This window comes from Aestuariibacter sp. A3R04, from assembly GCF_018860805.1.
Lineage (GTDB): Bacteria > Pseudomonadota > Gammaproteobacteria > Enterobacterales > Alteromonadaceae > Alteromonas.
Genome location: NZ_JAHKQR010000011.1, coordinates 496435 through 520978, shown reverse-complemented (window position 1 = coordinate 520978; position 24544 = coordinate 496435). Strand labels below are relative to the sequence as shown.

Here is a 24544-nt window from a genome sequence, read left to right as displayed (position 1 = left end):
ATAATAATCACTAATATGAAGCGATATTTATGCAATGGAAAAAAATCGTGGTGCCTTTTGTCATTCTGGCATTGGGTTACGCAGGAATGGAAGTTATCGCAGCCTCAGGGGCGGAAGATGAGAAAGAAGAAAAAATAGATACCCGCCCCCTCGTCTCATTATCAACGCTACACGCAGAAAATCATGCTGTTTCACTGTCTTCTTACGGTGAAGTCGCGCCATTAGAGACCACTAATCTCTCTGCTCAGGTGTCGGGTGAAGTGGTGTGGTGGAATCCTGACTTTATCCCTGGCGGCCTCGTCAAACGCGGAGAAGTGCTTTTTTCAATTGAAAAAGATACCTACGAAGCGGCGCTATATCAGGCTGAAGCCGCCTTGTCTTCCGCCCGAGCTCAGCTAATTCAAGAGCAAGCCCTGGCAGACGTAGCCAAGCGTGAAGCAGCCACCATGTCGGGGAGTAAAATTACTGACCTGTATCTGAGAAAACCTCAGTTACTCAGTGCTCAGGCAGCGTTAAAGTCGGCAGAAGCACAGTTGCGCATTGCAAAACGGGATCTTGCAAACTGTGATATCCTCGCGCCTTACGATGCGTTAGTCACCGCGAGAAACATAGGCACCGGTGACTTTGTTACATCCGGAACCATAGCAGCAACCCTTAACAACGTTGAATATGCTGAAATAAGCTTCCCTATTGCCGGTTTTGATCACGCCTACTTACCTCTCTCTGTTAGCGGCAGAAAAGTCACAGTAAGTATCGATGGCCGGCACATTGACGCAACATTACACCGCGACCTGGGTACCGTTGATAAAGCCACGAGAATGACCTATCTAGTCGCCAGAATTAGCGACCCTTATGGGCTCCACAGCAACAAATCCATGATTAAATTTGGCAGTTTTGCTACCGTTTCCTTCAAGGGTGTTACCTTGGAAAACGTCTACAAAATTCCACAGGAATTGGTTAACAACAATCAGGTCTGGCTAATGTCAGATGACGCTACCCTTTACCCTGAACATGTTAGTGTTGTTCGCGACGACGAAAGGTTTCTATACGTCCGCGGAGAGATTGAGGGGCGAAAGCTGGTGCTAACCCCGCCTGAATACCCCGTTCAAGGTATGGCTGTTAAAGTCATTGGAAGCGACGAAATCGCCGCAATCAAACCAGATTAAGGAAGCGCTGCATGCGTCAGGAATACGACACGCATAAGGGAATTATTGCCTGGTTTGCACACAATACCGTCGCGGCAAACCTTCTCATGATTTTTATTATTATCATGGGTATGGTGGCTTATTTTAATATTCAACGTCAGACATTTCCCGATATTGAAACCAACTTCATACGCGTCAATGTTAGCTACCCAGGCGCTTCACCCCAGGAAATTGAAGAAGGGATCCTGATAAAAATCGAAGAAGCCATCAAAGATGTAACTGAGATTGATCGGGTGGTATCGCGTGCGTTTCGAAACTCGGGGCACGTTCATCTTGACATCGATGAAAACGAGCCTCTTACCGAAGTACTTGATAAAGTCAAAGCCCGCGTTGATGGTATCGCCACTTTCCCCGCAGATATGGAGCCGGTGAATATCCAACAACTGGAGTTTCAGCAGCAGGTCATTGAAACACCACTGGTCGGTGACTTACCCCTTCAGGCATTGAAGAAAATAGCCCGTGAAATCGAAGATGAACTGCTGCAGTTAGACAATATATCCCTCGTGGAAATGAGTTACCCTGACGATGAAATTGCGGTTGAAATACTGCCCGACGAGCTGCGAAAGTACAATTTATCCATCGCCGATATAGCCAGTGCCATTCGCAGCCACTCAACCAACCTCTCTGCCGGTCAGTTGCGTACTCACTCAGGGATTATTTCCGTGCGAGTAGAAAACCAGTTCTATCAGGGAGAAGAATTTGGCCAAATCCCAGTAAAACTCGGACAAAATGGTGCAAGAGTATTACTTCAGGATGTGGCGACCATTAAAGATGACTTCACAGAGGGCGAACAGTATTTTCGTTTTTCCGGCAAAAACGCCATATATATCTCTGTTAGAGCGACGAAAAGTCAAAATATCATTCCGGTGGCCGATACCGTAAAAGCTTATATCGAACAAAAGAATCCCACGTTGCCAGAAGGCGTATCGCTGGAAACCATGGTCGATCTCACCTATTACCTCAACCAGCGACTGGATATGATGCTAAAAAATCTGCTCCAGGGTGCGGTACTGGTTGCACTTATGCTTACTGTTTTCCTGCGTTTTCGGCTCGCGTTTTGGGTCATGCTGGGTTTACCGGTGTGCTTTTTGGGCGCGATCATGATGATGCCTGTGTTCGGCGTGAGTATTAATCTGTTATCCCTCTTTGCATTCATTATGGTGTTGGGAATCGTGGTGGATGATGCCATTGTTATCGGAGAAAGTGCTTACTCAGAAATTGAACAAAAAGGCGGAGGCATCGAAAGCGCCATTATTGGGGCCAAAAAAGTGGCCACGCCAGCCACCTTTGGCGTGCTCACCACAATTGCAGTATTTGCCCCCTTTACCATGAGTAGTGGTTTTGAAGGGCAAATGTTTTACAACATTGCTATTGTCGTTATTCTGTGTCTTGTGTTTAGCTTGGTGGAATCGAAGCTCATTTTACCCGCGCATATTGCCAATACCCGTTTTTCCCCTGTGAAACCCAACAGTTTGCGCGCTCGTTTTAATCATCGATTTAACCAGTTCGTCAATGTGACGTACCGCGGTTTTTTGAACAAGGCGGTAGCATGGCGCTGGGCCGTTATGGCAAGCTTTAGTGCCCTGTTAATGTTATCCGTTGGCCTAATTCAGGGCGATCATGTCCGCGTGGTGCCGTCATCAAAAGTGCCCCATGACTTCCCTCAAATTCGCATAGAAATGAACGAAAATGTCTCAGATACAGCGGTGATTGAAGCCCTCAAAACCATTGAGGGAGTAATTCTACAAGAAGAAGAAAATATTAAACGGGAATTTGGCGGAGAGGGAATGGTAAAAAACATTCTCGCTTTCAATGACGGTAGAACCCAGGGCGAAATTGTCGCGCCTCTCGTGGATGAATCCTTGCGCGTTTTTGATACTTTTGAGCTTGCCCGAAGGTGGCGCAAGGCCATACCTGAAATACCCGGTATGAAATCATTTATTGTCCTGGACGATTTAAACAGTGACGGTGATGATGGAGAATTCGGATTTCTACTCTACGGCCCTGAACTCAAGACACTAAACGCGGCGGGGTTAGCTTTCATCGACATGCTGCAACAGCAAGACGGCTTGTTTGACGTGAGTTCAACAATGGATCCGATTAACAAGGAAATTCAAATGACCTTGTTGCCAGTGGCTTACGACCTCGGACTGACACTACAAAATGTGGCATCTCAGATCGGTGCCAGCCTTTATGGTGGTGAAGCGCAACGCGTAATACGCGACGGTGAAGAAGTACGGGTAATGGTGCGCTACCCTGCCCTTACCCGGCAACGTTTAGCCGAATTAAAATACAGTGTGATAACGACTCCCGCCGGGCGAAAAGTCATGTTAGGTGACGTGGTTGCGTTGGAAGAAAAGCCCGGGATCAGCTACATCCGCAGGGAAAGCGGTTACCGCAGTATTTATATTTGGGGGAACATCGACGAACAGAAGGTAGAACCTACCACTGTGATTGATGATGTGTACGACAACTTGCTGCCAAAACTTCAGGAACAATACCCGGACGTGGTCACAGAGCTCGGCGGTGATATTGAAGAACAACAAGCACAAATGGACGAACAACTCCTGTTTTTTGTTGCCGCCATGATCATGGTTTTCATTCTACTCGCCGTGCCGCTCAAAAGTTATGGCCAACCACTCATTATTATGTCGGTGATCCCATTTAGTTTTACTGGTGCAGCTTTAGGTCATTACGTACTCGGCTACGATATTAGCTCGATGTCTTTTTTTGGCCTCATTGCCGCTGCGGGTGTGGTCATCAATGACTCTTTAGTAATGACTGATTTCATTAACCAGCGAAGAAAACAAGGTTGTGCTTTAAAAGACGCGGTTACAGAAGCCGGCACCGCAAGGTTCCGGGCTATTACACTGACGTCCATTACCACTTTTGTGGGTGTACTCCCCATTATGTTTGAAACCAGTATGCAAGCTGCCATTATGATCCCCATGGCTGTGGCATTAGGATTCGCCGTGTTGTACGCAACTGTCGTTACTCTGGTACTGGTGCCGTGTTTGTATCTCATTTTAATTGATATAGCTGAAGCGTTGTCATGGTGTTACCGAGTGAGTGTGGGTAAGCTTCTTCGCCCATCGTCTAAATCATCGGTTTCACCATGACATTCCCGCAACGGTAAAGAGAGGACTTCATGACTGAACTCACTATTCGCCCGGCAACAGCAGATGATTGTCAGCTTATTCTCGATTTCATCACGGAGCTGGCTATATATGAAAAAGCTGAACACGAAGTGCAGTCTTCCACGGACGATCTGCTGAAAACCCTTTTCGGTAAAGCGGCAACTGCCCATTGTGTGATTTGTGAAAATGCATCTGACCCGGTGGGCTTCGCTGTATACTTTTTCAATTATTCCACGTGGCAGGGGAAAAACGGATTGTACCTTGAAGATTTATACGTATCGCCGCAATATCGTGGCTGCGGTGCAGGAAAAGCACTACTGAAGTACCTGGCCAGGTTAGCGGTTACCCACAATTGTGGTCGGTTCGAATGGAGCGTTCTGGACTGGAACCAACCTGCGATAGATTTCTATGAGTCCATTGGCGCAAAACCCAAAAGCGAGTGGATAGGCTACCGGCTGGACGGGAAGGCTTTGAACAATTTTGCCGCTGAGTAGACAGGTTCCCGAACAAAGGGGTCGGCTCACGCTTGCTGCTTTTCCGTCACTCGCTGTTCCATGTATTGCATGATATCGCGCCAGGATATAATCCCCACAGGATGACCTGAACCATCGACTACAGGCAAACAAGAGATCCTGTGCTGGTTAAACAGGGAGATTGCCCTCACAATGCTCGAATGTTCCTGTATGGAAATGATCTCCCGGGTCATAATTTGATGGGCGCGACGCTCCAGTATTGCTCGATCTCTTGACCTTTCAGACAAAGTATCAACAAAAGGGCTTAAATTTTTCAGTAAATCGCGGTCAGAAACCACTCCAACCAGCCGCTTGCCTTCAATCACTAACAAGTGGTGGAAACCTGTCGCTTCAAAAAGCGCTTTGAGCGTGTTTAAGGTATCGTCCATTTTTACACTCACCACGCGCTTTGTCATAATTGCGTTAACGCTCAATCTCTGCCCTCTGTGTTTCGGTTTACGTGCGTTCAGTATAACCTCTGTTCGATTGAAAAAAAAAACGGATAAAATTTATTTTGTCATCTGCAGCTTTTACCCTTGAAATTACACGCTTACCCATCACTATAGAATGAACATCCACAAAAAAGGTCAATACATTATGGCAACAGTAACACTTCAGGGTAACCCATTCGAAACTGCGGGCGATTTGCCGTCAGTAGGTTCAACAGCTCCTCAGTTTGAATTAGTTAAAGCAGATCTATCTACAGTTACACTTGCCGAACTAGCGGGTAAAAATATCATCTTGAATATTTTCCCTTCCATTGATACCGCCACGTGTGCCATGTCAGTGCGCAAGTTCAACGAAAAAGCAGCATCTCTGGACAATACCGTGGTGATTTGCGTATCGGCCGATCTGCCTTTTGCAGCTGGGCGCTTCTGTGGCGCGGAAGGCATTGAAAATGTACTGACGGGCTCAACATTCCGCTCGACATTTGGTGAGGATTATAAGGTCGCGTTCACAACAGGCCCCCTTACTGGCTTGCTATCTCGCAGTATCGTGGTGATTGACGGTGAAGGCAAAGTGACTTACGCGCAACAAGTAGCAGAAACCGCCGACGAGCCTGATTACGACGCGGCGCTAGCTGCATTGTAAGCGCGCAAGGCGCACACTGTCAGCAGTGAGAGTGCGCCTTTCTTTTCACCTTCGATAGTGTATTTCGTGTTATCACCTACTGCAACTCCCAACATTTCCTGTTTCAACGGTGAACGTCTATCCCACTCTCCGGGCCGATAAGAGAGAGCAGCACACGAATACAGTATCCGTTGTAAAGCATTGATGGTTTTTCCAGTGCGTCTCCCCCAAAGCCTTCACCTGTGAAAGACGTATGCATAAAATCGCAACTTTGCTTTAGCAATCAATTTCAAATATGTTATGTTATAACATATTTTTCAATCAAGATTGTACACCACTATGACAACTCAATCTCTGCTGCCCGTTACCGTATTATCAGGCTTTCTCGGTGCTGGCAAAACGACTGTACTCAACCATATTCTTAATAATCGCGATGGCCTAAAGGTCGCCGTCATCGTAAATGACATGAGCGAGATTAACATTGATGCCGCTACCGTTAAAAATGAAATTAGCTTTAACCGCGCAGAGGAAAAGCTGGTGGAAATGAGTAACGGGTGTATTTGCTGCACACTAAGAGAAGATCTACTGGAAGAAATCACGCGATTGGCAAAAGACGGCAAGTATGACTACCTAGTCATTGAATCTACAGGTATTTCAGAACCCCTCCCCGTTGCCGAAACATTTACGTTTGCTGATGAAAATGGTGTAAGTCTTTCCGATGTTGCCCGTCTGGATACCATGGTTACAGTGGTCGATGCATTAAATTTTTTAGCTGATTATGACAAAGCAGCATTACTTAGCGACGTAGGAGAAAGCCTTGGAGAGGAAGACGAAAGAAGTGTGGCTGATCTATTGGTGGAGCAAATCGAATTCGCAGATGTCTTGTTAATAAGTAAAATCGATCTTATTTCAGATAAAGAGCTGCAGCGGCTCCAGCACATCCTTAAAACCTTAAATACAGATGCGATACAGATCCCAATTGAAAACGGCAATGTTCCCGTAAAAGAAGTACTGGCAACCGGTAAATTTGATTTTGCAAAAGCACAACAGGCCCCTGGGTGGTTAAAAGAACTTCGGGGAGAGCATATTCCGGAAACAGAAGAGTTCGGCATCAGCAGCTTTGTTTTTAAGGCAAGACGGCCGTTTCATCCACAGAAATTTTATGATTTTTTACACAGCAAGGACATTGCAGGTAAGCTAATTCGTTCTAAGGGCTTTTTCTGGTTAGCCACTCGGCCTCGTTTCGCGGGAAGCTGGAGTCAGGCAGGTGGTATGGCAAGGTATGGCGCCGCAGGGTTATTTTGGAAAGCAGTACCCAAAGAACAATGGCCCGACGACCCCGAGTATCTGGCCTCTATCCAGGAACAATGGGTTGAGCCCTTCGGAGATATGCGCCAGGAACTCGTGTTTATCGGCCAGGGGCTAGACGAAAAAGACATCAAAGAACGCTTAAATGAATGCTTACTCAGTGAGGACGACGTGCTTCAAGGCAGTCAGGCCTGGGCGAATTTACCCGATCCATTCCCTTCTTGGGGGCACTAAATTATGCAGCTCGCAGAAAAACACACGCAACGTTCTTGGAGTACGAGTAGCTCACCTCTGGTTTTAAGCGATATCTTTTCTAAAACTAACAGTGTCGCAATATGGGAGCGAGGTTTTAACTCACAAGTAAACCGTTATTTTCAATTAGCTTTTCAAGCGCTTGGCTTAGGTATTCGCGGCGTATTTTCTATGGATTCATTAGAAGATGAATTACGTGAAATAATGCCTGATTGCGAAGGAATGGATGCGGCCATCACCGATATTCACCTGCTATCAGACATGCTAACCTGCCTGTTCGATTGCGAAAAAGTGGGTTTGCGATTAGCACCGCTCAGTACTGCAATGTGCCCTAAATTTCATGTCGATAACATTCCGGTACGCTTGGTAAGTACCTATGTTGGCCCCGGAACCGAATGGCTGCCACTTGAAGTACTAGAGGAAGACCCGTTGGACAATTATGCTGAAAACAAAAAATCAGGGGCGGGAATCTACTCCAATGAGACTCACGTTCAACAGATGAACACCTTTGATGTAGGGCTGTTAAAAGGTAAGGCTTGGTCACAACATGAAGAAATGGCTGCATTGCATCGTTCTTGTCAATTGGCCAAAGACGATAAACGCCTGCTGTTAACGCTTGATCCCATGTAGTTGAACGTGTTCCTAAGCGGGTGAAAGGGAGCTTTAAAACGACGTCGGCGGGAACGTTTCATTTAATGTAATAAACGCCAGAATTAGGAGGGCTATAAAAGACTACTCTTGGCAGGTAACTCAAGCCAACACTTCATACCACTCAATGATGCAGGTTGTCTATCTGAGGACCGGAAACGAAAAGGCCCCTAGGGTTTTAGGGGCCTGTCGATAATTTGGCGGAGAGAGAGGGATTCGAACCCTCGATACGCTATAAACGTATACACACTTTCCAGGCGTGCGCCTTCAGCCACTCAGCCATCTCTCCAAATTCTTCTTCAACGTTTACGTTGAGCGCGCGTATAGTAGGTAAAGTCAGACCACGAATCAAGTCTAAACCACTAAAAAAACACTAACTGCTTTATAATTAGGCACTCAACTACTGTTTTTGTTTCAATTGTTCAGAAAAGCCCAGCATTCTGTCCAGTGGAACTAGTGCTTTTTCTCGCAGTGCTGCATCTACATGGATTTCGTGGTTGTTAACACCTTCTGTGAGGCTGTTATAAATAGCCTGTAAGCCGTTCATGGCCATCCAAGGACAATGCGCACAACTTTTACAGGTCGCTCCATTACCGCCTGAGGGAGCTTCTATGAAAGTTTTGTGTGGCATTAGTTGTTGCATCTTGTAAAAAATGCCTTTGTCAGTCGCTACAATAAAGGTGTCATTCGGCATAACTTCTGCCGCTTTAATTAGCTGACTGGTTGATCCCACAGCATCGGCTAAATCAACAACACTGGCTGGCGATTCCGGGTGAACAAGTATAGCCGCATCCGGATAAATGGCTTTCATGTCGTGCAATTTTTGCGCAGAGAACTCGTCGTGTACGATACACTCGCCTTGCCACATTAACATTTCTGCGCCCGTCTTTTTGGCAATGTACGACCCTAAATGACGATCAGGCCCCCAAATAATGGGTTTGCCCTGCTCATCAAGGTGCTCGACGATTTCGAGGGCAATACTGGATGTTACTACCCAATCTGCCCGTGCTTTTACCGCTGCCGAGGTATTGGCATAAACCACCACGGTATGGTCGGGGTGAGCATCGCAAAACTGCGAAAATTCGTCGATGGGGCAACCTAAATCCAATGAACAGGTTGCTTCCAGATTCGGCATCAGTACAGTTTTCTCTGGGCTCAGAATTTTTGCCGTTTCGCCCATGAACTTAACGCCAGCAACAATCAGTGTTTGCTCACTGGCATCGCGACCAAAACGCGCCATTTCTAACGAATCTGCCACACAACCACCGGTTTCTTCCGCTAGCGCCTGGATTTCTGGATCAGTGTAATAATGTGCCACCAGAACAGCGTTGCGATCTTGCAGCAGTTGCTTAATATCCGCCTTTAACTCCGCCTTGCGCGCATCGCTGAGTGGCGCCGGCTTTGCAGGGAAAGGATAATCAACTTGATCGACTCTAAAAGCAATGGTCATAACTAATAGCCTGAATTATCGACAATAAGGGGGCGAATTATACCCGACTGTCATAAAAATTACATAGGGATACGGTATGAATAAAAAATTAAGTTCTGTGATTTTTTTGAGTTTACTAACGTCTCGTTTGAAGACTTAAAGAAACGACAACAATAGAATAATTATAGGAAAGATGGTGGGTCGTGCTGGATTCGAACCAGCGACCAATTGATTAAAAGTCAACTGCTCTACCAACTGAGCTAACGACCCTTCGCTTTACCTGTGTTACCACTTGGTGGCAACGGCGGCATATAATACTCATATTCTTGGGCGGCGCAACCCAAAACGCGTATTTATTTTAAGTTTTCTGTAATTCCTTTGCCAAACGGTCAAAATGGAAGCACTTCGCTCATTATTCCCCCACTAAAACACGTATTTATCGACTCAAACGCGGTGCTAAAAACTAGCTAACAACACATCTTTTATTGATGTAGCTATTCTCTGGTTTAAAAAAACCTCCCGAAGGAGGTACTTTTAAAGTCCACCTAACCGCGATTGTGCTAACTTGCTCGCCGATGAATCGGGGTATTCGTTAATCACCTGCTGAAACAATGTACGCGCCTGATTTTTATTGCCTTGCCTCTCTGCAATAACGCCCAGTTTCAACAACGCATCGGGCCGTTTCGTGGAATCAGTAAACCGCGTTATGACGGTGTTAAACTGTTCTGACGCTTCTGACCAACGCTGCTGATTAAAAAGCAATTGTCCCAGCCAATAATGGGCATTAGGTGCATACTGGCTATTGGGAAATTCGCCCAGGAAAGACTGAAAAGCAGGAATCGCTTTGTCATACTCCCTTGATTTCAAAATGAGATTAACCGCGTCCTCATAAGCGGTGGTTTCGTCACGTCCTGAGGTTGGCTGTCGGTTACTCACAGCAGAGTACGCCGACGGTGAAGACACCGGCGTCGAGCTGTACTCTGAAACAGGCGCCGCCGCACCCACACCAGCCTGTTTGAGTGCTTCTACCCGCTTATCGATTTCAAGGTAAAGTTCGCGTTGGCGCTCCAGTACCTTTTCAAGCTGGTTAGTATGTACCTCAACGGCACCTCGCAACTCGTCAATTTCACCTTGCATAGTGTCAATCTGAGACTGCAAACGGTGCTGCATTTCAGTACGGCTTTCCACCATTCGCTCAAGAACAGTAATACGCTGTTCAAGCGACTTGTCTCCGCTTGCCGACGAATGACCCGCAGGGGTCTGACTAGCGCCCACGTCGTACACAGGAGCCTGCGCGAGCACTGATGCTGAAGTAAAAAGGGCGGCACACAAAGTGACGCCCTGAATAATAGGTTTAGCCAAACCTCAAATCCTTACTGGTAAACTACAACACCACGACGGTTTTGTGCCATCGCGTATTCGGTTGACCCCATAACAGCTGGCTTCTCTTCACCATAGGATACTGTGGAAACCTGGCTGCTGCTCACGCCTGCGTTCAGTAAATAGGTTTCAACTGCTTTTGCACGACGCTCACCCAAAGCAATATTGTACTCCGGTGTGCCAGTTTGGTCAGTGTGACCTTCGACAACCACTTTCTGGCCAGGGTTCTGCACCAAAAATTCTGCGTGCTTGTCTAATAGAGCCTGGAACTCAGCCTTAATGGTTGAACGGTCGAAGTCAAAATAGACTGTTTGTTCTTTCTTCAGCGCCGCTTTTTGTTGTTCAACGATTTCTTTTTGACGTTTAACGCGTTGCGCCGCCTCTGCTTTCACTCTCGCTTGCTCTGCTTCACGTGCCTGGCGCTCTGCTTCCGCTTGCTCTTGTGCCACACGGTTGCGTTCTGCCGCCAACTCTTCTTCGGTCGGGCCGGACGAACACGCCATCATTGTCACCACTGGCAAAGCGATAATGAAGCTTTTCATTATTTTATTCATTTGCATCCTCTTTAATCCTTATATTTCTCTAAATCTTTTTTAAAACAAAAATGGTGACCAACTCGGCGACTTCACTTGTCCATTTGTGGCTGGCAACCTGGCTTTAAAGCGCCCGTCCAGCGAAACCAGTGACAATACCTGCGTTCCGTTGTGAAGGGTGCTGTATATAATCATGCTTCCATTCGGCGCGACGCTCGGCGACTCATCCAAGTATGTCTTAGTAAGCACCTGCATCCCGCCACTATCCAATCCAAGTTTAGCGATATGGTAATCGCCACGCGTGCGATTCACTAACACCACCTGTTTACCATCCGGTGTCAGGGTAGCGCCAAGATTCTGTTCGCCTTCAAACGTAAGGCGTCTTACCTTACGAGAAGATAAATTTACGCTATATATCTGAGGTTTACCACCCCGTTCGGAGCTAAAAATTAAGCTATTTCCATCTGGCATCCAGCTGGGCTCCGTATCTATAGCGCGATTTCGGGTAATTCGCTGCAAATTTTTTGTAGCAATATCCATTACATAAATTTCAGGATTGCCGTCTTTAGACAATACCATCGCCAACTTCTTGCCATCAGGAGAAAACACCGGGCTGCTGTTAATACCAGGAAAATCCGTCATTTTCGTTCTTTCCATGGTATAGATATCCTGAATGAAAATCTGTGGTCGCTTATTTTCAAAACTCACGTACGCGAGTTTTTCACCATCCGGCGACCACGATGGTGACATCAGTGGTTCAGGGGATGACAGTAAACGCGTTTCGTTTTCACCGTCGTAATCTGAAATCACCAGTTGGTAGGGCAAACTGTTAGTTTCACGATCTCTGACAACCACATAAGCCAACCGAGTCAGGAAAGCTCCCCGCTCGCCGGTGAGCTTTTCATACACAATGTCGCTAATGCGATGGGCATACTGGCGAAAGTCCGCACCAGCAATAACGGTTTGTCGCTTGTCAATAACATGATCTTCACTACTCACAAGTTGACCGTTGCTCATCGCCTGTGATTTGCCACCCGTTACCTGCCCTCTGAGAACGTCGATAAGCTCGAAGGAAACCCGGTAACTGTCAGCTCCCTCCTGACTTACACTGCCCACCAGAATAGTGTCAACGCCGGTTGACGCCCACGCGCCGTAATTGACTTCTCTGTCCGTAGCAGGCATTTGCGGCATTTTCGCCACTGCAATGGGGTTAAACTTTCCACTGCGAGTCAAATCGGCCATAACAACATCGGCAATGTTGCCCGGGGCATTGCCCACGCCTTCCCATTTAAACGGAACCACACCAATGGGACGTGCGCTGTCTACACCTTCCGTGATTACAATTTCCAATGAAGCCTGGGTCAGGCTGCTCACACTTAATAATATCAGCCCTAAAAACATCCTGATTTGTTTCATCGTCACTACAGTCTCACCGTTATGTTTATATCTCTTATTTGCTCGTACACGGCCGGATCGTCAGACATAGGCAATTTGTCCGGTCGGCGTACAGCGGTTTCAGCTGCGCGGCAAAGCGCGTCATTTCCCCCTAAGCGCGTGACCTGAGTCACGAACCCCGATGTCGCCAACCGAATATTCAGACGACACTCTTTACCTGAAAAGCTGTCGTCGTCAATAAGGTAACGCTGAACCGTTGCTGTAATTAGCGCGCGATAGCGGTCAACCTCCGACAACACCTGCTTTTGTCTGCGTCGAGCTTGCTCGGCGCGCTCAGCTTCCATTTGCTCTTGCAGCATCCTTTCCATTTCAGCTTTTTCCTTTGCTTCCCGGGCCTTTTTAGCCGCCTCGGCCTTTTCCCGCGCTTCTCGCGCTTTGCGTTCCTGCTCTTTTTGTGCAGCTAATCGCTTCAATTCCTGTTGTTTTTTTCGCAGCGCTTCTTGTTGGCGTTTTTTTTCTGCAGCTTGCCTCTCGGCTGCTGCTCTTGCCTTAGCTTGATCTTTTCGCTTGCGCTCCTGGGCAGCGGCCTCCCGAGCTTTGCGCTGACGTTCAGCTTCCTGAGCCCGCTCCTTTGCTGCCGCTGCAGCCTCAGCTTTTTGTTTATCGGCAATCGCCTGGGCATCAATGAACGTCGCTTTTATCACTGGCGCATCGCTATTGCTTGGCGGCAAAAATGGATCTGGCGAAAAACTGACGCTAATAAGCAACACTACAGCAATAGCAACATGAACGCCAATGGCTTTCGCTAAGGCTTGCTGGTCAGAATTGAGTTTACGCATACGAATTATTCATCAACCGGATCGGTCATCAGACCTACAGACGGAACCCCGGCTTTTTGCAACAACACCATTAACTGAATAACTTCGTTATACGCTACTTGCCCATCGCCTTTAACCACCACAGGTGTATTGGGTTCCTTTTCAAGTTTTGCCGCAACCAGTTCAGTCAGTTCCTGTGTTCCCAGTGCGGTATCCTGATCATTGCCCACGTTCAGATAATAATTGCCCTGTACATCTACCGACGCTATCAGCGGCGGCGTGTCTTCCTGTTCAATAGGCTGGGCGCTGGCTTTGGGTAATTCCACTTTGACACCTTGGGAAATCAATGGCGCGGTCACCATGAAAATAATTAGCAGCACCAACATAACATCAATATAGGGAACGACATTGATTTCGGATACTGGTCTGCGCCTTTTTCTTATATACATAGTTTGTCTCCGTGTCAGCGGCTATTGCGGCTGAGCAGACATTGCCTGGCGATGAAGAATAGCTGAGAACTCTTCCATAAAATTGCCGTAGCTGTTCTCCAGCTTTTCTACCTTGTGGCTGAACCGGTTATATGCAATAACCGCAGGAATGGCGGCGAACAAACCAATAGCGGTGGCGATAAGGGCCTCTGCGATACCCGGTGCCACCATCGCCAGGGTAGCTTGTTGAACTTCACCTAAGGCGATAAACGCATTCATAATTCCCCACACAGTACCAAACAGACCGATATACGGACTGATTGAGCCTGCGGTTGCGAGAAAGGGTAAGCGGCTCTCCAATTCTTCTACCTGGCGTGACATGGACACACGCATAGCCCGGTATGTCCCATCGACAATGCCGTTTACCGCAGTATTGCCTTTGCGCAAACGAACAAACTCTTTGAAGCCAGAGCAAAATATATTCGCCATACCAGACACACCGGTGCGGGCTGATAGTTCTTGGTAGAGTTTGTTGAGGTCCGCGCCAGACCAGAATTTGTCCTCAAACTGGCGCATTTCTTTTTCTGCGGCATTCAGTGCTTTAGTGCGCTGAAAGATAAAAGTCCACGAGGCAACAGATACCCCGAGCAACAGCAACATAATTAGTTGCACTACGAAGCTCGCCTGCAAGAACAGGCCGATAAACGTTAAATCAGATTCCACTGGATAAATCCCCTAACAAAGTGGCTGGCAACTTCCGTGGCTTCATCACCACGGGGTCAACACATGCAATTTTTACGTCCGCGGTAACCAGCTTGTGCCCCTGCGGATCTTTTATTTCCTGTCTGAAAGTCAAACTAGCGCCCTTTAATTCTACAATTTGCGATTCAATACTCAACAGTTGATTAAATCGCGCTGGCGCATGGTTATGCATTTCAACCCGTTTGACGACAAAAGCCACTGATTGTTCCAACATTTTATCTTGTTCATGACCAAGTTCTCTTAACCACTCTGTTCTTGCGCGTTCCATAAACTTAAGATAATTGGCGTAGTAGACGATACCTCCTGCATCAGTGTCCTCATAATACACCCTGACCTGAAACTGATGAGTCTTTTTCAACACCCTCTCCTAAAACAAAATAAATAATCGAAAATAAAGCTATCAACGACCGTACCAGCGTCCTCCAAACGGTCTGATTTAAGCGTTACAATAGCTTTTTTATAAGCTCAAATGCAGCACTGGCAACCTGAATTAACACCATATTAACGCATTAGATTTTCTAATCCAAACTTATAATTTTACTCAATTGCCCCGGTCGTATTACCGTTTATAATGCTCCCATCTGTCGAACAGAGCAAAATGGTCTAAGACGGTTTTGCACGAGTTTTCTTCTGATTGACATGAGTTCCCTGGATTTATTTCCTTCAACACTTGTTGTTTTAGCCCGTTCAATTTGAACGGGCTTTTTTTATACCTGATTAAAAAACACCAGGCTAAACCTGGCGCTTTTTTTCCGGCTTAAGGATCTCCCGTGGCCCCTTTCCTGTCTGACTTAGGCTTTTGGCTCAAACCCGAAGTGCAAATAAGCCCGCTGAGACACAATACGTCCTCTGGGTGTACGTTGTAAGAACCCCTGCTGAATGAGAAAGGGTTCAATTACGTCTTCAATGGTTTCCTTCTCTTCGCCAATGGCAGCAGCGAGGTTGTCGAGACCTACCGGCCCACCGTCAAACTTATCGATAATAGCGGTAAGCAGTTTTCTGTCCATGTAATCGAAGCCTTCTCTGTCCACGTCCAGCATATCCAGTGCTTTCGCGGCGATATCCGCAAGTACCTTACCATCTGATTTAATTTCAGCGTAATCTCTTACTCTCCGCAATAATCGATTAGCAATACGCGGTGTTCCCCGGGACCGACGGGCGACTTCTGTTGCCCCCTCCTCATCCATATCAAGGTTCAGGTAACGAGCGCTGCGCGCGATAATGGTGGTGAGATCTTTCACCGAATAAAATTCCAGCCGTTGAACAATACCGAAACGGTCGCGCAGTGGCGATGTTAAAGACCCAGCTCGAGTGGTTGCTCCCACTAGGGTGAACGGAGGTAAATCGAGCTTAATACTGCGCGCTGCTGGCCCTTCTCCTATCATAATATCGAGCTGATAGTCTTCCATAGCCGGGTAAAGGATCTCTTCAACCACCGGGCTTAAGCGATGAATTTCGTCAATAAACAGAACGTCATTTCGCTCCAGATTAGTTAGCAACGCTGCCAAATCACCGGCTTTTTCTAAGACGGGACCGGAAGTAGTTTTTATATTCACCCCCATCTCATTAGCGACAATATTTGCCAGTGTGGTTTTTCCCAGTCCTGGCGGACCAAAAATTAATAGGTGATCCAGGGCGTCATCGCGATTGCGGGCGGCCTGAATAAAAATTTCCATTTGCTCGCAAACATGGGGCTGCCCGGTGTAGTCATCGAGCATCTTGGGCCTAATGGCGCGGTCAATAACCTCGTCTTCCGTTGTGGCAGCGGGTGCAATCAGTCGATCAGCTTCAATCATGCTTTTTACTCATTAAATTGCCGCTTTTAAGGCTTCACGGATAAGGCTCTCACTCTCCATGCCATCTTGATAAACCGATGTAACCAGCTTACTTGCCTGCACCGGTTTGTACCCCAGCGCAATCAGCGCACTCTGTGCTTCCTCTCTAGCATCATTCAGCGGAACGATTGTGTCGCGATTGGGTTTAGCCATATCGAGGGGAATATATACCGCCTCTTGTTTGCCAAACTTGGCCAGCCGGTCTTTTAACTCAACCACTAACCGCTCAGCGGTTTTTTTCCCTATCCCCGGCAAACTTACCAATGCGGAAACATCTTCGCTTCGAACACTATTGAGAAACTGCGCCGCAGACATACCTGATAAAATCGTAAGACCCAGCTTCGGACCAACGCCATTTGCTTTTATCAGTTCCCGGAAAAGTCCTCGCTCCATCTTATCGGCGAAACCAAACAGCAGTTGAGCGTCTTCCCGCACCACAAAATGGGTATAAACCGCTACGTTTTCTCCTACCGCTGGCAACTGGTAAAAACTCGTCATTGGCATTTGTATTTCGTAGCCAATGCCATTTACATCAATTAACACTTCCGGCGGCTGCTTTTCGAGTAACCGCCCTTCTATTCGTCCTATCATTCTAGCTTTTACCTTGTTCGATTGACACGCTACCGCAGACGTCTTCGCACCGTTTTACTCGCTTTCCCCGCCATGTTTATCAAACTTTGAGCGGTATGGGCGTGACAAAGGGCCACTGCCAGTGCGTCAGCAGCATCAGCCTGAGGCGTTCCAGGCAAATTAAGCAAATGCTTAACCATGTGCTGCACCTGTGTTTTCTCTGCGCTCCCCTTGCCGACCACTGCCTGTTTTATTTGGCGGGCAGAATATTCAGCCACGGGCAAGTCTGACTGAGTCGCAGCCACAATGGCGGCTCCCCTTGCCTGCCCCAGTTTAAGCGCAGAATCAGGGTTTTTAGCCATAAATACTTGTTCAATGGCAAACTGCTCAGGCGAAAACTCGCGAATGATTTCCCCGACACTGGTGAAAATCTGGGCGAGACGTTCTGCCATTACATCGCTTTTAACACGAATACAGCCACTGCCCAAATACACTAATTTACCTTGCTGTCGGGCAATAACCCCATAACCGGTGATCCGCGACCCTGGATCTATACCCAGTATAATCATGTTCTTGGCCTGGGTACAAATGCTTCTACTGCGAGGCGATTTGAAGGCGACCACAATCTGGCCAGCGCAGCAGGCTTACTCAGCCACTCAAATGCCAGATGTTCGGTAAGTTTGACAGGAAATTTAGAGGAGACCTGAGCACAAAAGACGTGTTCGGTGTTGTAGCAGGTGCCGGGAGGATAACGATACAACCAACGCTCGCGTATTTGATAGCGATTGATATGTCGACAGTCTGTTAGCAGACTGGGCTGTAGAATAATACCGGTTTCTTCTGCAACTTCGCGAATAGCAGTTTGTTCGGGTAATTCGTTTTCTTCCACTGTGCCAGTGACAGATTGCCAGAAATCTGCGTCATCTTCCCGCTGCAGCAGCAATAGCCGGTGGCGCTCGTCATACAGCACCACCAGCACAGACTCGGGCCTTTTGAAAGCCATATCTACTCTGCGGACTTCTTCACAGTGGCTATAGCCAAATCTTCCAACGCCTGGGGATTTGCCGGGCTCGGCGCATCGGTTAATGGGCACGCAGCCGTTGTAGTTTTCGGGAATGCCATAACGTCGCGAATAGAGGTTGCTCCTGTCATCAACATCACTAAGCGGTCCAGGCCGAACGCCAAACCGGCATGAGGGGGCGCACCGAATTGCAAGGCTTCGAGTAAGAAGCCAAATTTATTCTTCGCTTCTTCCTTCTCAATACCCAGTACGTCAAACACTGCAGACTGCATATCTTGATCGTGGATACGAACTGAACCACCGCCCAGTTCCACACCGTTTAATACCATGTCGTAGGCATCCGACAACGCGTCAGCCGGATTGGCTATCAGCTCTTCTGGAGTTACATCTCGAGGAGAGGTAAAGGGGTGATGCAATGCATATAAGGCGCCGTCCACTTCTTCAAACATGGGGAAATCAACAACCCACAACGGTTTCCAGTCGCCTTCCAACAACTCAAAATCTTCGCCGAGTTTAAGACGCAACGCTCCCATGGCTTCAGTAACAACCGTAGCTGAATCTGCACCGAACAGCAGAATGTCGCCTGCTTTGGCACCGGTTCTCGCCAGTAGCGCGTCAGTGACATCTTCCGACAAAAACTTAAGAATTGGCGACTGCAAGCCTTCCTGCCCCTTGGCTTCTTCATTTACTTTCATCCACGCCAAGCCTTTGGCACCATAAATGCCAACGAATTTGGTGTATTCGTCTATTTGTTTACGAGACAAGCTTGCACCACCGGGTACCCGGATAACAGCTACACGTCCTTTGGGGTCGTTAGCCGGGCCACTGAACACTTTAAATTCAACCTGTGAAAGCAAGTCAGCCACGTCAACTAATTCAAGGGGGTTTCGCAAATCAGGCTTGTCACAGCCGTAACGGGTCATGGCTTCCCGATACGTCATGCGCGGAAAGTCACCGAGATCAACGTTGAGCATTTTCTGGAACAAGTCACGGATCATGCCTTCCGTAATCGCCATTACACCGTCGGCATCAAGAAAAGTAGTTTCGATATCGATTTGGGTAAACTCAGGCTGTCTATCAGCACGCAAGTCTTCGTCGCGGAAACACTTTACAATTTGGTAGTAACGGTCCATGCCCGACATCATCAGCAGTTGCTTAAACAACTGAGGCGATTGTGGCAAGGCGAAAAACTCGCCTTTGTGCGTGCGACTGGGCACCAGATAATCCCGGGCACCTTCCGGCGTAGCTTTTGTCAAAATGGGCGTTTCAATATCCAGAAACCCTTCATCTTCAAGATAACGTCGTACTGCTCCGGTTACTTTTGCACGGAACTTCAAACGCTCAGTCATCACGGGACGGCGAAGGTCGAGATAACGATACTTTAAACGCTGCTCTTCCGAGTTTTCCTGGTTCCAGTCCAGCGGCAATACCGCTGACTTGTTAATAATATCCAGAGATAAACCAAGAATTTCGATTTCACCAGTGCGCATTTGCTTATTGATCTGGCCTTCAGGGCGCGGACGCACCTTGCCCGTCATTTTCACGCAGAACTCGCTGCGCAAGGTGTTGGCAACATCTAATACATCAGGGAGATCAGGATCGAAAACCACCTGAACAATTCCCTCGCGGTCCCGAAGGTCGATAAAAATAACACCACCTAAATCACGGCGTTTATTAACCCAACCACAAAGTGTCACTTCCTGGCCGATGTAAGATGAATCGATATTCCCACAGTAATCTGTGCGCATGGTCCCTGACCCCTGAATAATTAATCTGAGTGTAAGTGTGCCAACATTGGATTTACCTGGTTCGCAAAGCGTGATAGATAAAACAGTATGACAACCACTACTCAGTCTTGAGACTAAATTTAAGGCCGCATAGTATAAACAAATGCTTGCTAAAGCCCAACGACAAATACAGATTTGCACTATTAACTGATGAATTCTCTACCACCCGTTTACATCGGGCTGCCTCAATGGCAACACAATCAATGGCCTACTACCTGGCACGGGTTATCGTCAGCCCGAACCAAACCGCTTTATCATTACGCCAGGCAGCTAAATAGCATTGAGGGTAATACCACGTTTTATGCTTTGCCAGAACCTGCCACTGTTGCCCGGTGGTATGCAGACACGCCGGACAATTTCCGCTTTACTTTCAAACTGCATCAATCGGTTACCCACAACGGTACCATTGACCCACATCACCCCATCATTGCCGAGCAATGCAAGCTATTGTCACCGTTGTCACACAAGCTTGGCGTACTGTTAATTCAGCTTCCCGCCTCTTTTTCTCCATCTCAGTTAGACCAATTGGGCAGTTTACTTGCAGCTTTCCCAACATCAATACCGATAGCGGTTGAAGTGAGACACTTGGCGTTTTTCGCAAAAGATGCGCTGGAAGCCAGATTTAACCGCTTGCTAATTGAGCACAATGCCAACCGCATTATTATGGATACGCGGGGTTTGTTCAGTGAGGAAGCAGACAACGTCATAACAACCGAAGTCAGGCACAAGAAACCAAAGGTGCCGGTAAATGTTATTGCCACCCACAATAATCCTATCGTGCGATTTGTCGGTGGCAATAGCGATACTGTCAATGAGAAAAAACTCTTGCCCTGGGTGCGTAAATGCCATCAGTGGCGCTGCGAAGGGAAGTCACCATATCTGTTTTTCCACCGACCGGACAATGCCGACGCCCCTTGGTTAGCGCAGCAGTTTATCTGCGCTTACAACAGGCACTATCCAGATAGCTCCTTGCCAGTGTTGTCTTTCCCCGATCAGTGCGAAAGCAGCCAAACCCGTTTATTTTAACCCAAGTACAGCCCTGACAGAGGCCGGCATCCGTGGTGCACAGTCTCTACCTGAAATCACCCGCATCAAGCTCGTGCTTTTTCATAAGTTTATGCATATCAGTTCGGTTTCGGCCAGCAAGCTCCGCTGCCCGGGTTACATTGCCATCGGTCATTTTGAGTAGTTTGTGCAGATATTTCTGCTCGAAGGCATCTCTTGCTTCTGTCAGCGTTGGCCAGCTTTCTCTGGTGGCTGACAATGCCTGTTGCACCAAATGCAAAGGTATAACCGGGGTTTGAGTTAGTGCGACACACTGCTCTACCACGTTAACCAGTTGACGGACATTACCCGGCCACTCAGACTTCACCAGCGATTGCATTGCGTCATCTGAAAACTGGGTTACATTCACTCCGTGCCGGTGACCACTTTGCTGCAGCAGCGCCCTGGCTAACAGCGGAATGTCTTCACTTCGATCTTTAAGCGATGGAAGCTGCAAATTGACCACGTTAAGCCGGTAATACAAGTCTTCGCGGAAACTGCCCTCTTCCATTTCTTTGTGTAAATCTTTATGGGTAGCAGAAATGATCCGCACGTCAATATCCACGTGTTTCGCACTGCCCACAGGGCGAATCTGTCGCTCCTGTAACGCCCGCAGCAACTTCACTTGTAACGTCATTGGCATATCGCCAATTTCATCGAGAAACAAGGTGCCGCCATCGGCTTCGCGAAACAACCCTGGATTCGCGTGTACCGCACCGGTAAACGCGCCTTTCGCATGACCAAAGAGTTCTGACTCCAACAGGTTTTCAGGTAGTGCGCCACAGTTAATTGCGATAAATGGCATATTCTTCCGCGAACTGGCGCGGTGGATAGCGTTGGCCAGTAATTCTTTACCTGTACCACTTGCCCCGCTAATTAACACACTGACTTCCCGTTGTGCTATGCGGTAGGCCTGATCCATAACATTGAGCATTTCCGGAGACCGGGTAATGATGTCTTTGCACCACTCTTCAGGCTGGGCAGCTAATGACTGGCTGAGTGCTTTTTGTAGCAACATTCGCAATTCATCGTGATCCACGGGCTTCGTCAAAAAGCCAAATACGCCGCGCTGAGTAGCGGCTACCGCATCAGATATAGTTCCGTGAGCGGTCATGAGGATAACGGGAATGTCTTTGCGAACCCCCATGATTTCTTCAAACAGCGATAACCCGTCGAGCCCGGGCATTCTCAAATCTGACAACACAACATCAAAGTCATCACCGCGTATTTTTTTTAGCGCCGCCTGGCCGTCTTCTACGGCCGTAACCTGATACCCTTCGCCTTCCAACCGAATGGTGAGCAGACGAAGCAAGCTTTTATCATCATCGACCAGCAACAGTCTGGCATTGTTGACTGATAATTCGCTCATCGCTGAGTACTCCTGTTTTTATCCATGAGAGTGGCTTCGACTTTCAGCAACTCTTCCAATTTTTTTGTTTGTAACGCCAGCTCTTTTTCTAACATGGAAAGCTGTTTTTCTTTATCTGTGTTCACGCGATTTAGGATAACCATGGCCGACTCCAACTCAAGCATCTCGCCGTTGGGCGATTTAACCAGGGAATTCACCACATTCAGCATTGCCGGGTTAATCTTCGCTTCTAGCCCTGTAAGCCAGTGCTGCGCGCGCAACCGGCTTTGGTATGGTGTATCAACGGGAAGAGATAAAATGATTTTCTTCAACGTATCTTCGGTGGAATCACTTAATGTCGCTATTGCATCTCGTCTTTCAGGCCAGCGGGTGTTATCTGCCTGTACCCATAAGTTTACCCAATAAAATAAATCACATTGACTCTCAAACCGCTCCACGGTTGGCTCAACCAGACACAAGGAATCGTCTTCCTCAAGAACCGGTGTGTCTGTATTGGTCTCCACCGGCTCAACCGGTGCCGAATCTTCACGCTCAATCGCTGCACAACCGCTCAGCAACAATGCAAACGGCAGCAACATTCTTATTCTCATTCGTTATTTTCCTCTTGCGGTATCCTTACCCTGAAACACACATCCGCATTATCCACATCCACCACTTGTACATCACCGTGCATCAAGCGTGCGCAGTCAGACACAATTGACAACCCTAATCCTGTGCCAATGACATTGTCGTTTCTCGGGTCATCGCCGCGGGTGAATGGTTCAAATAATTTACTTACTTTTTCGGCTGGAATTTTTTTACCTCTGTTCGCCACATCGAGAATGGCATCATCGCCCTCTTTGTAGATATTTACCGAAATTGGTCGGCCTATTGCACCATGCGCGACTGCATTTGATACCAGATTATCCAATATTCGGCGATACAATTCTTCATCTACAACGACATTTGCCACGGACACAGAAACAGAGACTTCCCGGTCCTGCAATGCCAGGGCGTAATCTTCGATACAATCGCGTACTAAGTCTTTCGGGTTACACTTGGTAAACTTCGGCTGGGCTTGCTGTAACAATAAGTTGTAGTCGAGGAGCTTTTCAACCAAGGTATTGAGCCGTTGCGTACTCGACGACAGCAGTGTAAGGACTTCCGCTTGCTGGGGATTCAACGGCCCCACGACATTATCAGAGAGCAAACTACACCCTTCTTTAATACTCGCCAACGGCGTTTTCAGCTCATGGGCCGCGTGGCGCAGCAGTGCGGTGCGAATATGTTCAAGCTGCTGTAAACGCTCTGCAAGCCAGTGCAGATCTTTTTCAACGCCGATGAGTTCATGAGGTGCTCTGGTGGACAGTGGCGGCAGATTACCTCGCTGGTGAGCTAAAATTTGTATAATTTGCTTAAGCTTGCGCACCGGGTTAACAATTAGCTGGCTGGCTAGCAAAATAAGCAGCAGGGACACCGAAACCAGTAAGGCCGTAGACCATGCCTGTTTTGCCTGCATGCTGGACATATTTTCCTGCTGTTGAGTCAAACGAGCCTGGATAGCTTTATCTACATCGGAACGCACGCCTTGCATGGCTGTGCTCAACGACGCTAAATAAGCATTTAACAGAAGCTTATCTCTAATAGTGCGAAAGTTTCGCAGTTGCTCAATTTGCTTGTCCAGCGTCTGACAGTATTCGCTTTGTGCTAACGCCTCGCAAAGCTTGGATTTCGCACTGGCAAACTGAAAAATTGCATTGTCGGTCAGGTCTGCCACTGTGGCATTCTGAATGATAGCGAACTGACGAACGGTTCTTTCAAGATCCGTTGCTGCTCCGTCCAGAGCCTGCAACTGACCGACCACAGAAACCACATAGTGGGTTTCTTCTGACGTCATTTTACCCACCATCGCCAAATCGCTCTGACTCTGCCAAAGCAAGGCAATAAGGGGAACAAGAGCCAGGAAAAAACTGCCTAACGTCAGTTGTCTGAGAGAGCCTACTCGCAAAATTCTGTCACTAATTGAAGTCCGGCTTTTCAGGATCGCACACCCCCATGGTT

25 protein-coding genes and 2 tRNA genes are annotated in these 24544 nt (G+C 47.7%); 7 read left to right on the top strand and 20 right to left on the bottom strand.

Annotation, left to right across the window (positions count from 1 at the left end; all coding sequences use genetic code 11):
• Window positions 1-29 precede the first annotated feature (29 nt).
• From KO518_RS11665 to KO518_RS11655, 3 genes are read left to right on the top strand one after another with little or no spacing between them, the layout of a single operon-like run.
• Window positions 30-1166: an efflux RND transporter periplasmic adaptor subunit gene (locus tag KO518_RS11665; RefSeq protein WP_216025999.1), complete on the top strand. Its 1137-nt coding sequence runs from the start codon at window positions 30-32 to the stop codon at window positions 1164-1166.
• Window positions 1167-1177: 11 nt separating this feature from the next.
• Window positions 1178-4324 carry an efflux RND transporter permease subunit gene (locus KO518_RS11660; protein ID WP_216025998.1) on the top strand — a complete coding sequence of 1049 codons (3147 nt, stop codon included), beginning with the start codon at window positions 1178-1180 and terminating at the stop codon, window positions 4322-4324.
• Between the two features lie 29 nt (window positions 4325-4353).
• Window positions 4354-4836: a GNAT family N-acetyltransferase gene (locus KO518_RS11655; RefSeq protein ID WP_216025997.1), complete on the top strand. Its 483-nt coding sequence runs from the start codon at window positions 4354-4356 to the stop codon at window positions 4834-4836.
• Between the two features lie 26 nt (window positions 4837-4862).
• On the opposite strand, the gene KO518_RS11650 is transcribed toward KO518_RS11655, so the two are convergent.
• Entirely contained in the window at window positions 4863-5288 is a 426-nt protein-coding gene (locus KO518_RS11650) for a CBS domain-containing protein (RefSeq protein WP_216025996.1), read from the bottom strand.
• Between the two features lie 163 nt (window positions 5289-5451).
• On the opposite strand from KO518_RS11650, the gene tpx reads away from it, so the two are divergent.
• Entirely contained in the window at window positions 5452-5946 is a 495-nt protein-coding gene (gene tpx, locus KO518_RS11645) for a thiol peroxidase (RefSeq protein ID WP_216025995.1), read from the top strand.
• Between the two features lie 103 nt (window positions 5947-6049).
• Here tpx and KO518_RS20095 read toward each other — a convergent pair whose 3' ends face one another.
• Window positions 6050-6184, bottom strand: a complete 135-nt coding sequence (locus KO518_RS20095; RefSeq protein ID WP_256444435.1) for a hypothetical protein — start codon at window positions 6182-6184, stop codon at window positions 6050-6052.
• A gap of 80 nt (window positions 6185-6264) precedes the next feature.
• On the opposite strand from KO518_RS20095, the gene zigA reads away from it, so the two are divergent.
• Window positions 6265-7467 carry a zinc metallochaperone GTPase ZigA gene (zigA, locus tag KO518_RS11640; protein WP_216025994.1) on the top strand — a complete coding sequence of 401 codons (1203 nt, stop codon included), beginning with the start codon at window positions 6265-6267 and terminating at the stop codon, window positions 7465-7467.
• A 3-nt stretch (window positions 7468-7470) separates the two neighbouring features.
• The gene (locus tag KO518_RS11635) at window positions 7471-8115 is read left to right on the top strand and encodes a DUF1826 domain-containing protein (protein WP_216025993.1); all 645 of its coding nucleotides are present in this window, start codon (window positions 7471-7473) and stop codon (window positions 8113-8115) included.
• A 216-nt stretch (window positions 8116-8331) separates the two neighbouring features.
• Here KO518_RS11635 and KO518_RS11630 read toward each other — a convergent pair.
• The 15 genes from KO518_RS11630 to aspS form a co-directional block, all read right to left on the bottom strand.
• Window positions 8332-8422, bottom strand: a tRNA-Ser gene (locus tag KO518_RS11630).
• Window positions 8423-8533: 111 nt separating this feature from the next.
• Complete coding sequence (gene nadA / locus KO518_RS11625; RefSeq protein WP_216025992.1) at window positions 8534-9583, bottom strand: quinolinate synthase NadA; 1050 nt, start codon at window positions 9581-9583, stop codon at window positions 8534-8536.
• Between the two features lie 173 nt (window positions 9584-9756).
• Window positions 9757-9832: transfer RNA gene (locus tag KO518_RS11620), tRNA-Lys, on the bottom strand.
• A 264-nt stretch (window positions 9833-10096) separates the two neighbouring features.
• Complete coding sequence (gene ybgF / locus KO518_RS11615; protein ID WP_216025991.1) at window positions 10097-10924, bottom strand: tol-pal system protein YbgF; 828 nt, start codon at window positions 10922-10924, stop codon at window positions 10097-10099.
• A gap of 11 nt (window positions 10925-10935) precedes the next feature.
• Window positions 10936-11502, bottom strand: a complete 567-nt coding sequence (gene pal / locus KO518_RS11610) for a peptidoglycan-associated lipoprotein Pal (RefSeq protein ID WP_216025990.1) — start codon at window positions 11500-11502, stop codon at window positions 10936-10938.
• 33 nt (window positions 11503-11535) lie between these two features.
• A complete protein-coding gene (tolB, locus tag KO518_RS11605; RefSeq protein ID WP_216025989.1) occupies window positions 11536-12891 on the bottom strand; it encodes a Tol-Pal system beta propeller repeat protein TolB in 1356 nt (451 codons plus the stop codon).
• Window positions 12892-12896: 5 nt separating this feature from the next.
• Window positions 12897-13709 (bottom strand): cell envelope integrity protein TolA, encoded by an 813-nt coding sequence (gene tolA, locus KO518_RS11600; protein WP_216025988.1) that lies wholly within the window; start codon window positions 13707-13709, stop codon window positions 12897-12899.
• Window positions 13710-13714: 5 nt separating this feature from the next.
• Window positions 13715-14137 (bottom strand): protein TolR, encoded by a 423-nt coding sequence (gene tolR, locus KO518_RS11595; RefSeq protein WP_216025987.1) that lies wholly within the window; start codon window positions 14135-14137, stop codon window positions 13715-13717.
• A 21-nt stretch (window positions 14138-14158) separates the two neighbouring features.
• Window positions 14159-14839, bottom strand: coding sequence for a protein TolQ (gene tolQ, locus KO518_RS11590; RefSeq protein ID WP_216025986.1), 681 nt, complete (start codon window positions 14837-14839; stop codon window positions 14159-14161).
• Window positions 14829-15239, bottom strand: a complete 411-nt coding sequence (gene ybgC / locus KO518_RS11585) for a tol-pal system-associated acyl-CoA thioesterase (RefSeq protein WP_216025985.1) — start codon at window positions 15237-15239, stop codon at window positions 14829-14831. Before ybgC ends, tolQ begins: the two co-directional genes overlap by 11 nt.
• A gap of 430 nt (window positions 15240-15669) precedes the next feature.
• Window positions 15670-16674, bottom strand: a complete 1005-nt coding sequence (gene ruvB / locus KO518_RS11580; RefSeq protein WP_216025984.1) for a Holliday junction branch migration DNA helicase RuvB — start codon at window positions 16672-16674, stop codon at window positions 15670-15672.
• Window positions 16675-16686: 12 nt separating this feature from the next.
• Window positions 16687-17304 (bottom strand): Holliday junction branch migration protein RuvA, encoded by a 618-nt coding sequence (gene ruvA, locus KO518_RS11575; RefSeq protein ID WP_216025983.1) that lies wholly within the window; start codon window positions 17302-17304, stop codon window positions 16687-16689.
• A gap of 29 nt (window positions 17305-17333) precedes the next feature.
• The gene (gene ruvC / locus KO518_RS11570; protein WP_216025982.1) at window positions 17334-17852 is read right to left on the bottom strand and encodes a crossover junction endodeoxyribonuclease RuvC; all 519 of its coding nucleotides are present in this window, start codon (window positions 17850-17852) and stop codon (window positions 17334-17336) included.
• Window positions 17849-18286: a dihydroneopterin triphosphate diphosphatase gene (nudB, locus tag KO518_RS11565; protein ID WP_216025981.1), complete on the bottom strand. Its 438-nt coding sequence runs from the start codon at window positions 18284-18286 to the stop codon at window positions 17849-17851. Before nudB ends, ruvC begins: the two co-directional genes overlap by 4 nt.
• A gap of 2 nt (window positions 18287-18288) precedes the next feature.
• Window positions 18289-20052: an aspartate--tRNA ligase gene (gene aspS, locus KO518_RS11560; protein WP_216025980.1), complete on the bottom strand. Its 1764-nt coding sequence runs from the start codon at window positions 20050-20052 to the stop codon at window positions 18289-18291.
• A 189-nt stretch (window positions 20053-20241) separates the two neighbouring features.
• Here aspS and KO518_RS11555 point away from each other — a divergent pair, with 189 nt between their 5' ends.
• On the top strand, window positions 20242-21117 hold the full coding sequence (locus KO518_RS11555; RefSeq protein WP_216025979.1) for a DUF72 domain-containing protein: 876 nt from the start codon (window positions 20242-20244) through the stop codon (window positions 21115-21117).
• Window positions 21118-21163: 46 nt separating this feature from the next.
• Here KO518_RS11555 and KO518_RS11550 read toward each other — a convergent pair whose 3' ends face one another.
• Genes KO518_RS11550 through KO518_RS11540 form a run of 3 tightly spaced genes read right to left on the bottom strand, consistent with a single transcriptional unit; the run spans window position 21164 to window position 24494 of the window.
• Window positions 21164-22504 (bottom strand): sigma 54-interacting transcriptional regulator, encoded by a 1341-nt coding sequence (locus KO518_RS11550; protein WP_216025978.1) that lies wholly within the window; start codon window positions 22502-22504, stop codon window positions 21164-21166.
• Window positions 22501-23094 carry a hypothetical protein gene (locus KO518_RS11545; RefSeq protein ID WP_216025977.1) on the bottom strand — a complete coding sequence of 198 codons (594 nt, stop codon included), beginning with the start codon at window positions 23092-23094 and terminating at the stop codon, window positions 22501-22503. Before KO518_RS11545 ends, KO518_RS11550 begins: the two co-directional genes overlap by 4 nt.
• Entirely contained in the window at window positions 23091-24494 is a 1404-nt protein-coding gene (locus KO518_RS11540) for a HAMP domain-containing sensor histidine kinase (RefSeq protein ID WP_216026885.1), read from the bottom strand. Before KO518_RS11540 ends, KO518_RS11545 begins: the two co-directional genes overlap by 4 nt.
• Between the last annotated feature and the right edge of the window lie 50 nt (window positions 24495-24544).

Bases quoted from the DNA above. Each gene is read 5' to 3' on its own strand.
- KO518_RS11665 (WP_216025999.1), top strand. From the start codon at position 30: ATGCAATGGAAAAAAATCGTGGTGCCTTTTGTCATTCTGGCATTGGGT.
- KO518_RS11660 (WP_216025998.1), top strand. From the start codon at position 1,178: ATGCGTCAGGAATACGACACGCATAAGGGAATTATTGCCTGGTTTGCA.
- KO518_RS11655 (WP_216025997.1), top strand. From the start codon at position 4,354: ATGACTGAACTCACTATTCGCCCGGCAACAGCAGATGATTGTCAGCTT.
- tpx (WP_216025995.1), top strand. From the start codon at position 5,452: ATGGCAACAGTAACACTTCAGGGTAACCCATTCGAAACTGCGGGCGAT.
- KO518_RS20095 (WP_256444435.1), bottom strand. From the start codon at position 6,184: ATGCATACGTCTTTCACAGGTGAAGGCTTTGGGGGAGACGCACTGGAA.
- zigA (WP_216025994.1), top strand. From the start codon at position 6,265: ATGACAACTCAATCTCTGCTGCCCGTTACCGTATTATCAGGCTTTCTC.
- KO518_RS11635 (WP_216025993.1), top strand. From the start codon at position 7,471: ATGCAGCTCGCAGAAAAACACACGCAACGTTCTTGGAGTACGAGTAGC.
- nadA (WP_216025992.1), bottom strand. From the start codon at position 9,583: ATGACCATTGCTTTTAGAGTCGATCAAGTTGATTATCCTTTCCCTGCA.
- pal (WP_216025990.1), bottom strand. From the start codon at position 11,502: ATGCAAATGAATAAAATAATGAAAAGCTTCATTATCGCTTTGCCAGTG.
- tolB (WP_216025989.1), bottom strand. From the start codon at position 12,891: ATGAAACAAATCAGGATGTTTTTAGGGCTGATATTATTAAGTGTGAGC.
- tolA (WP_216025988.1), bottom strand. From the start codon at position 13,709: ATGCGTAAACTCAATTCTGACCAGCAAGCCTTAGCGAAAGCCATTGGC.
- tolR (WP_216025987.1), bottom strand. From the start codon at position 14,137: ATGTATATAAGAAAAAGGCGCAGACCAGTATCCGAAATCAATGTCGTT.
- ruvB (WP_216025984.1), bottom strand. From the start codon at position 16,674: ATGATTGAAGCTGATCGACTGATTGCACCCGCTGCCACAACGGAAGAC.
- ruvA (WP_216025983.1), bottom strand. From the start codon at position 17,304: ATGATAGGACGAATAGAAGGGCGGTTACTCGAAAAGCAGCCGCCGGAA.
- ruvC (WP_216025982.1), bottom strand. From the start codon at position 17,852: ATGATTATACTGGGTATAGATCCAGGGTCGCGGATCACCGGTTATGGG.
- nudB (WP_216025981.1), bottom strand. From the start codon at position 18,286: ATGGCTTTCAAAAGGCCCGAGTCTGTGCTGGTGGTGCTGTATGACGAG.
- aspS (WP_216025980.1), bottom strand. From the start codon at position 20,052: ATGCGCACAGATTACTGTGGGAATATCGATTCATCTTACATCGGCCAG.
- KO518_RS11555 (WP_216025979.1), top strand. From the start codon at position 20,242: ATGAATTCTCTACCACCCGTTTACATCGGGCTGCCTCAATGGCAACAC.
- KO518_RS11550 (WP_216025978.1), bottom strand. From the start codon at position 22,504: ATGAGCGAATTATCAGTCAACAATGCCAGACTGTTGCTGGTCGATGAT.
- KO518_RS11545 (WP_216025977.1), bottom strand. From the start codon at position 23,094: ATGAGAATAAGAATGTTGCTGCCGTTTGCATTGTTGCTGAGCGGTTGT.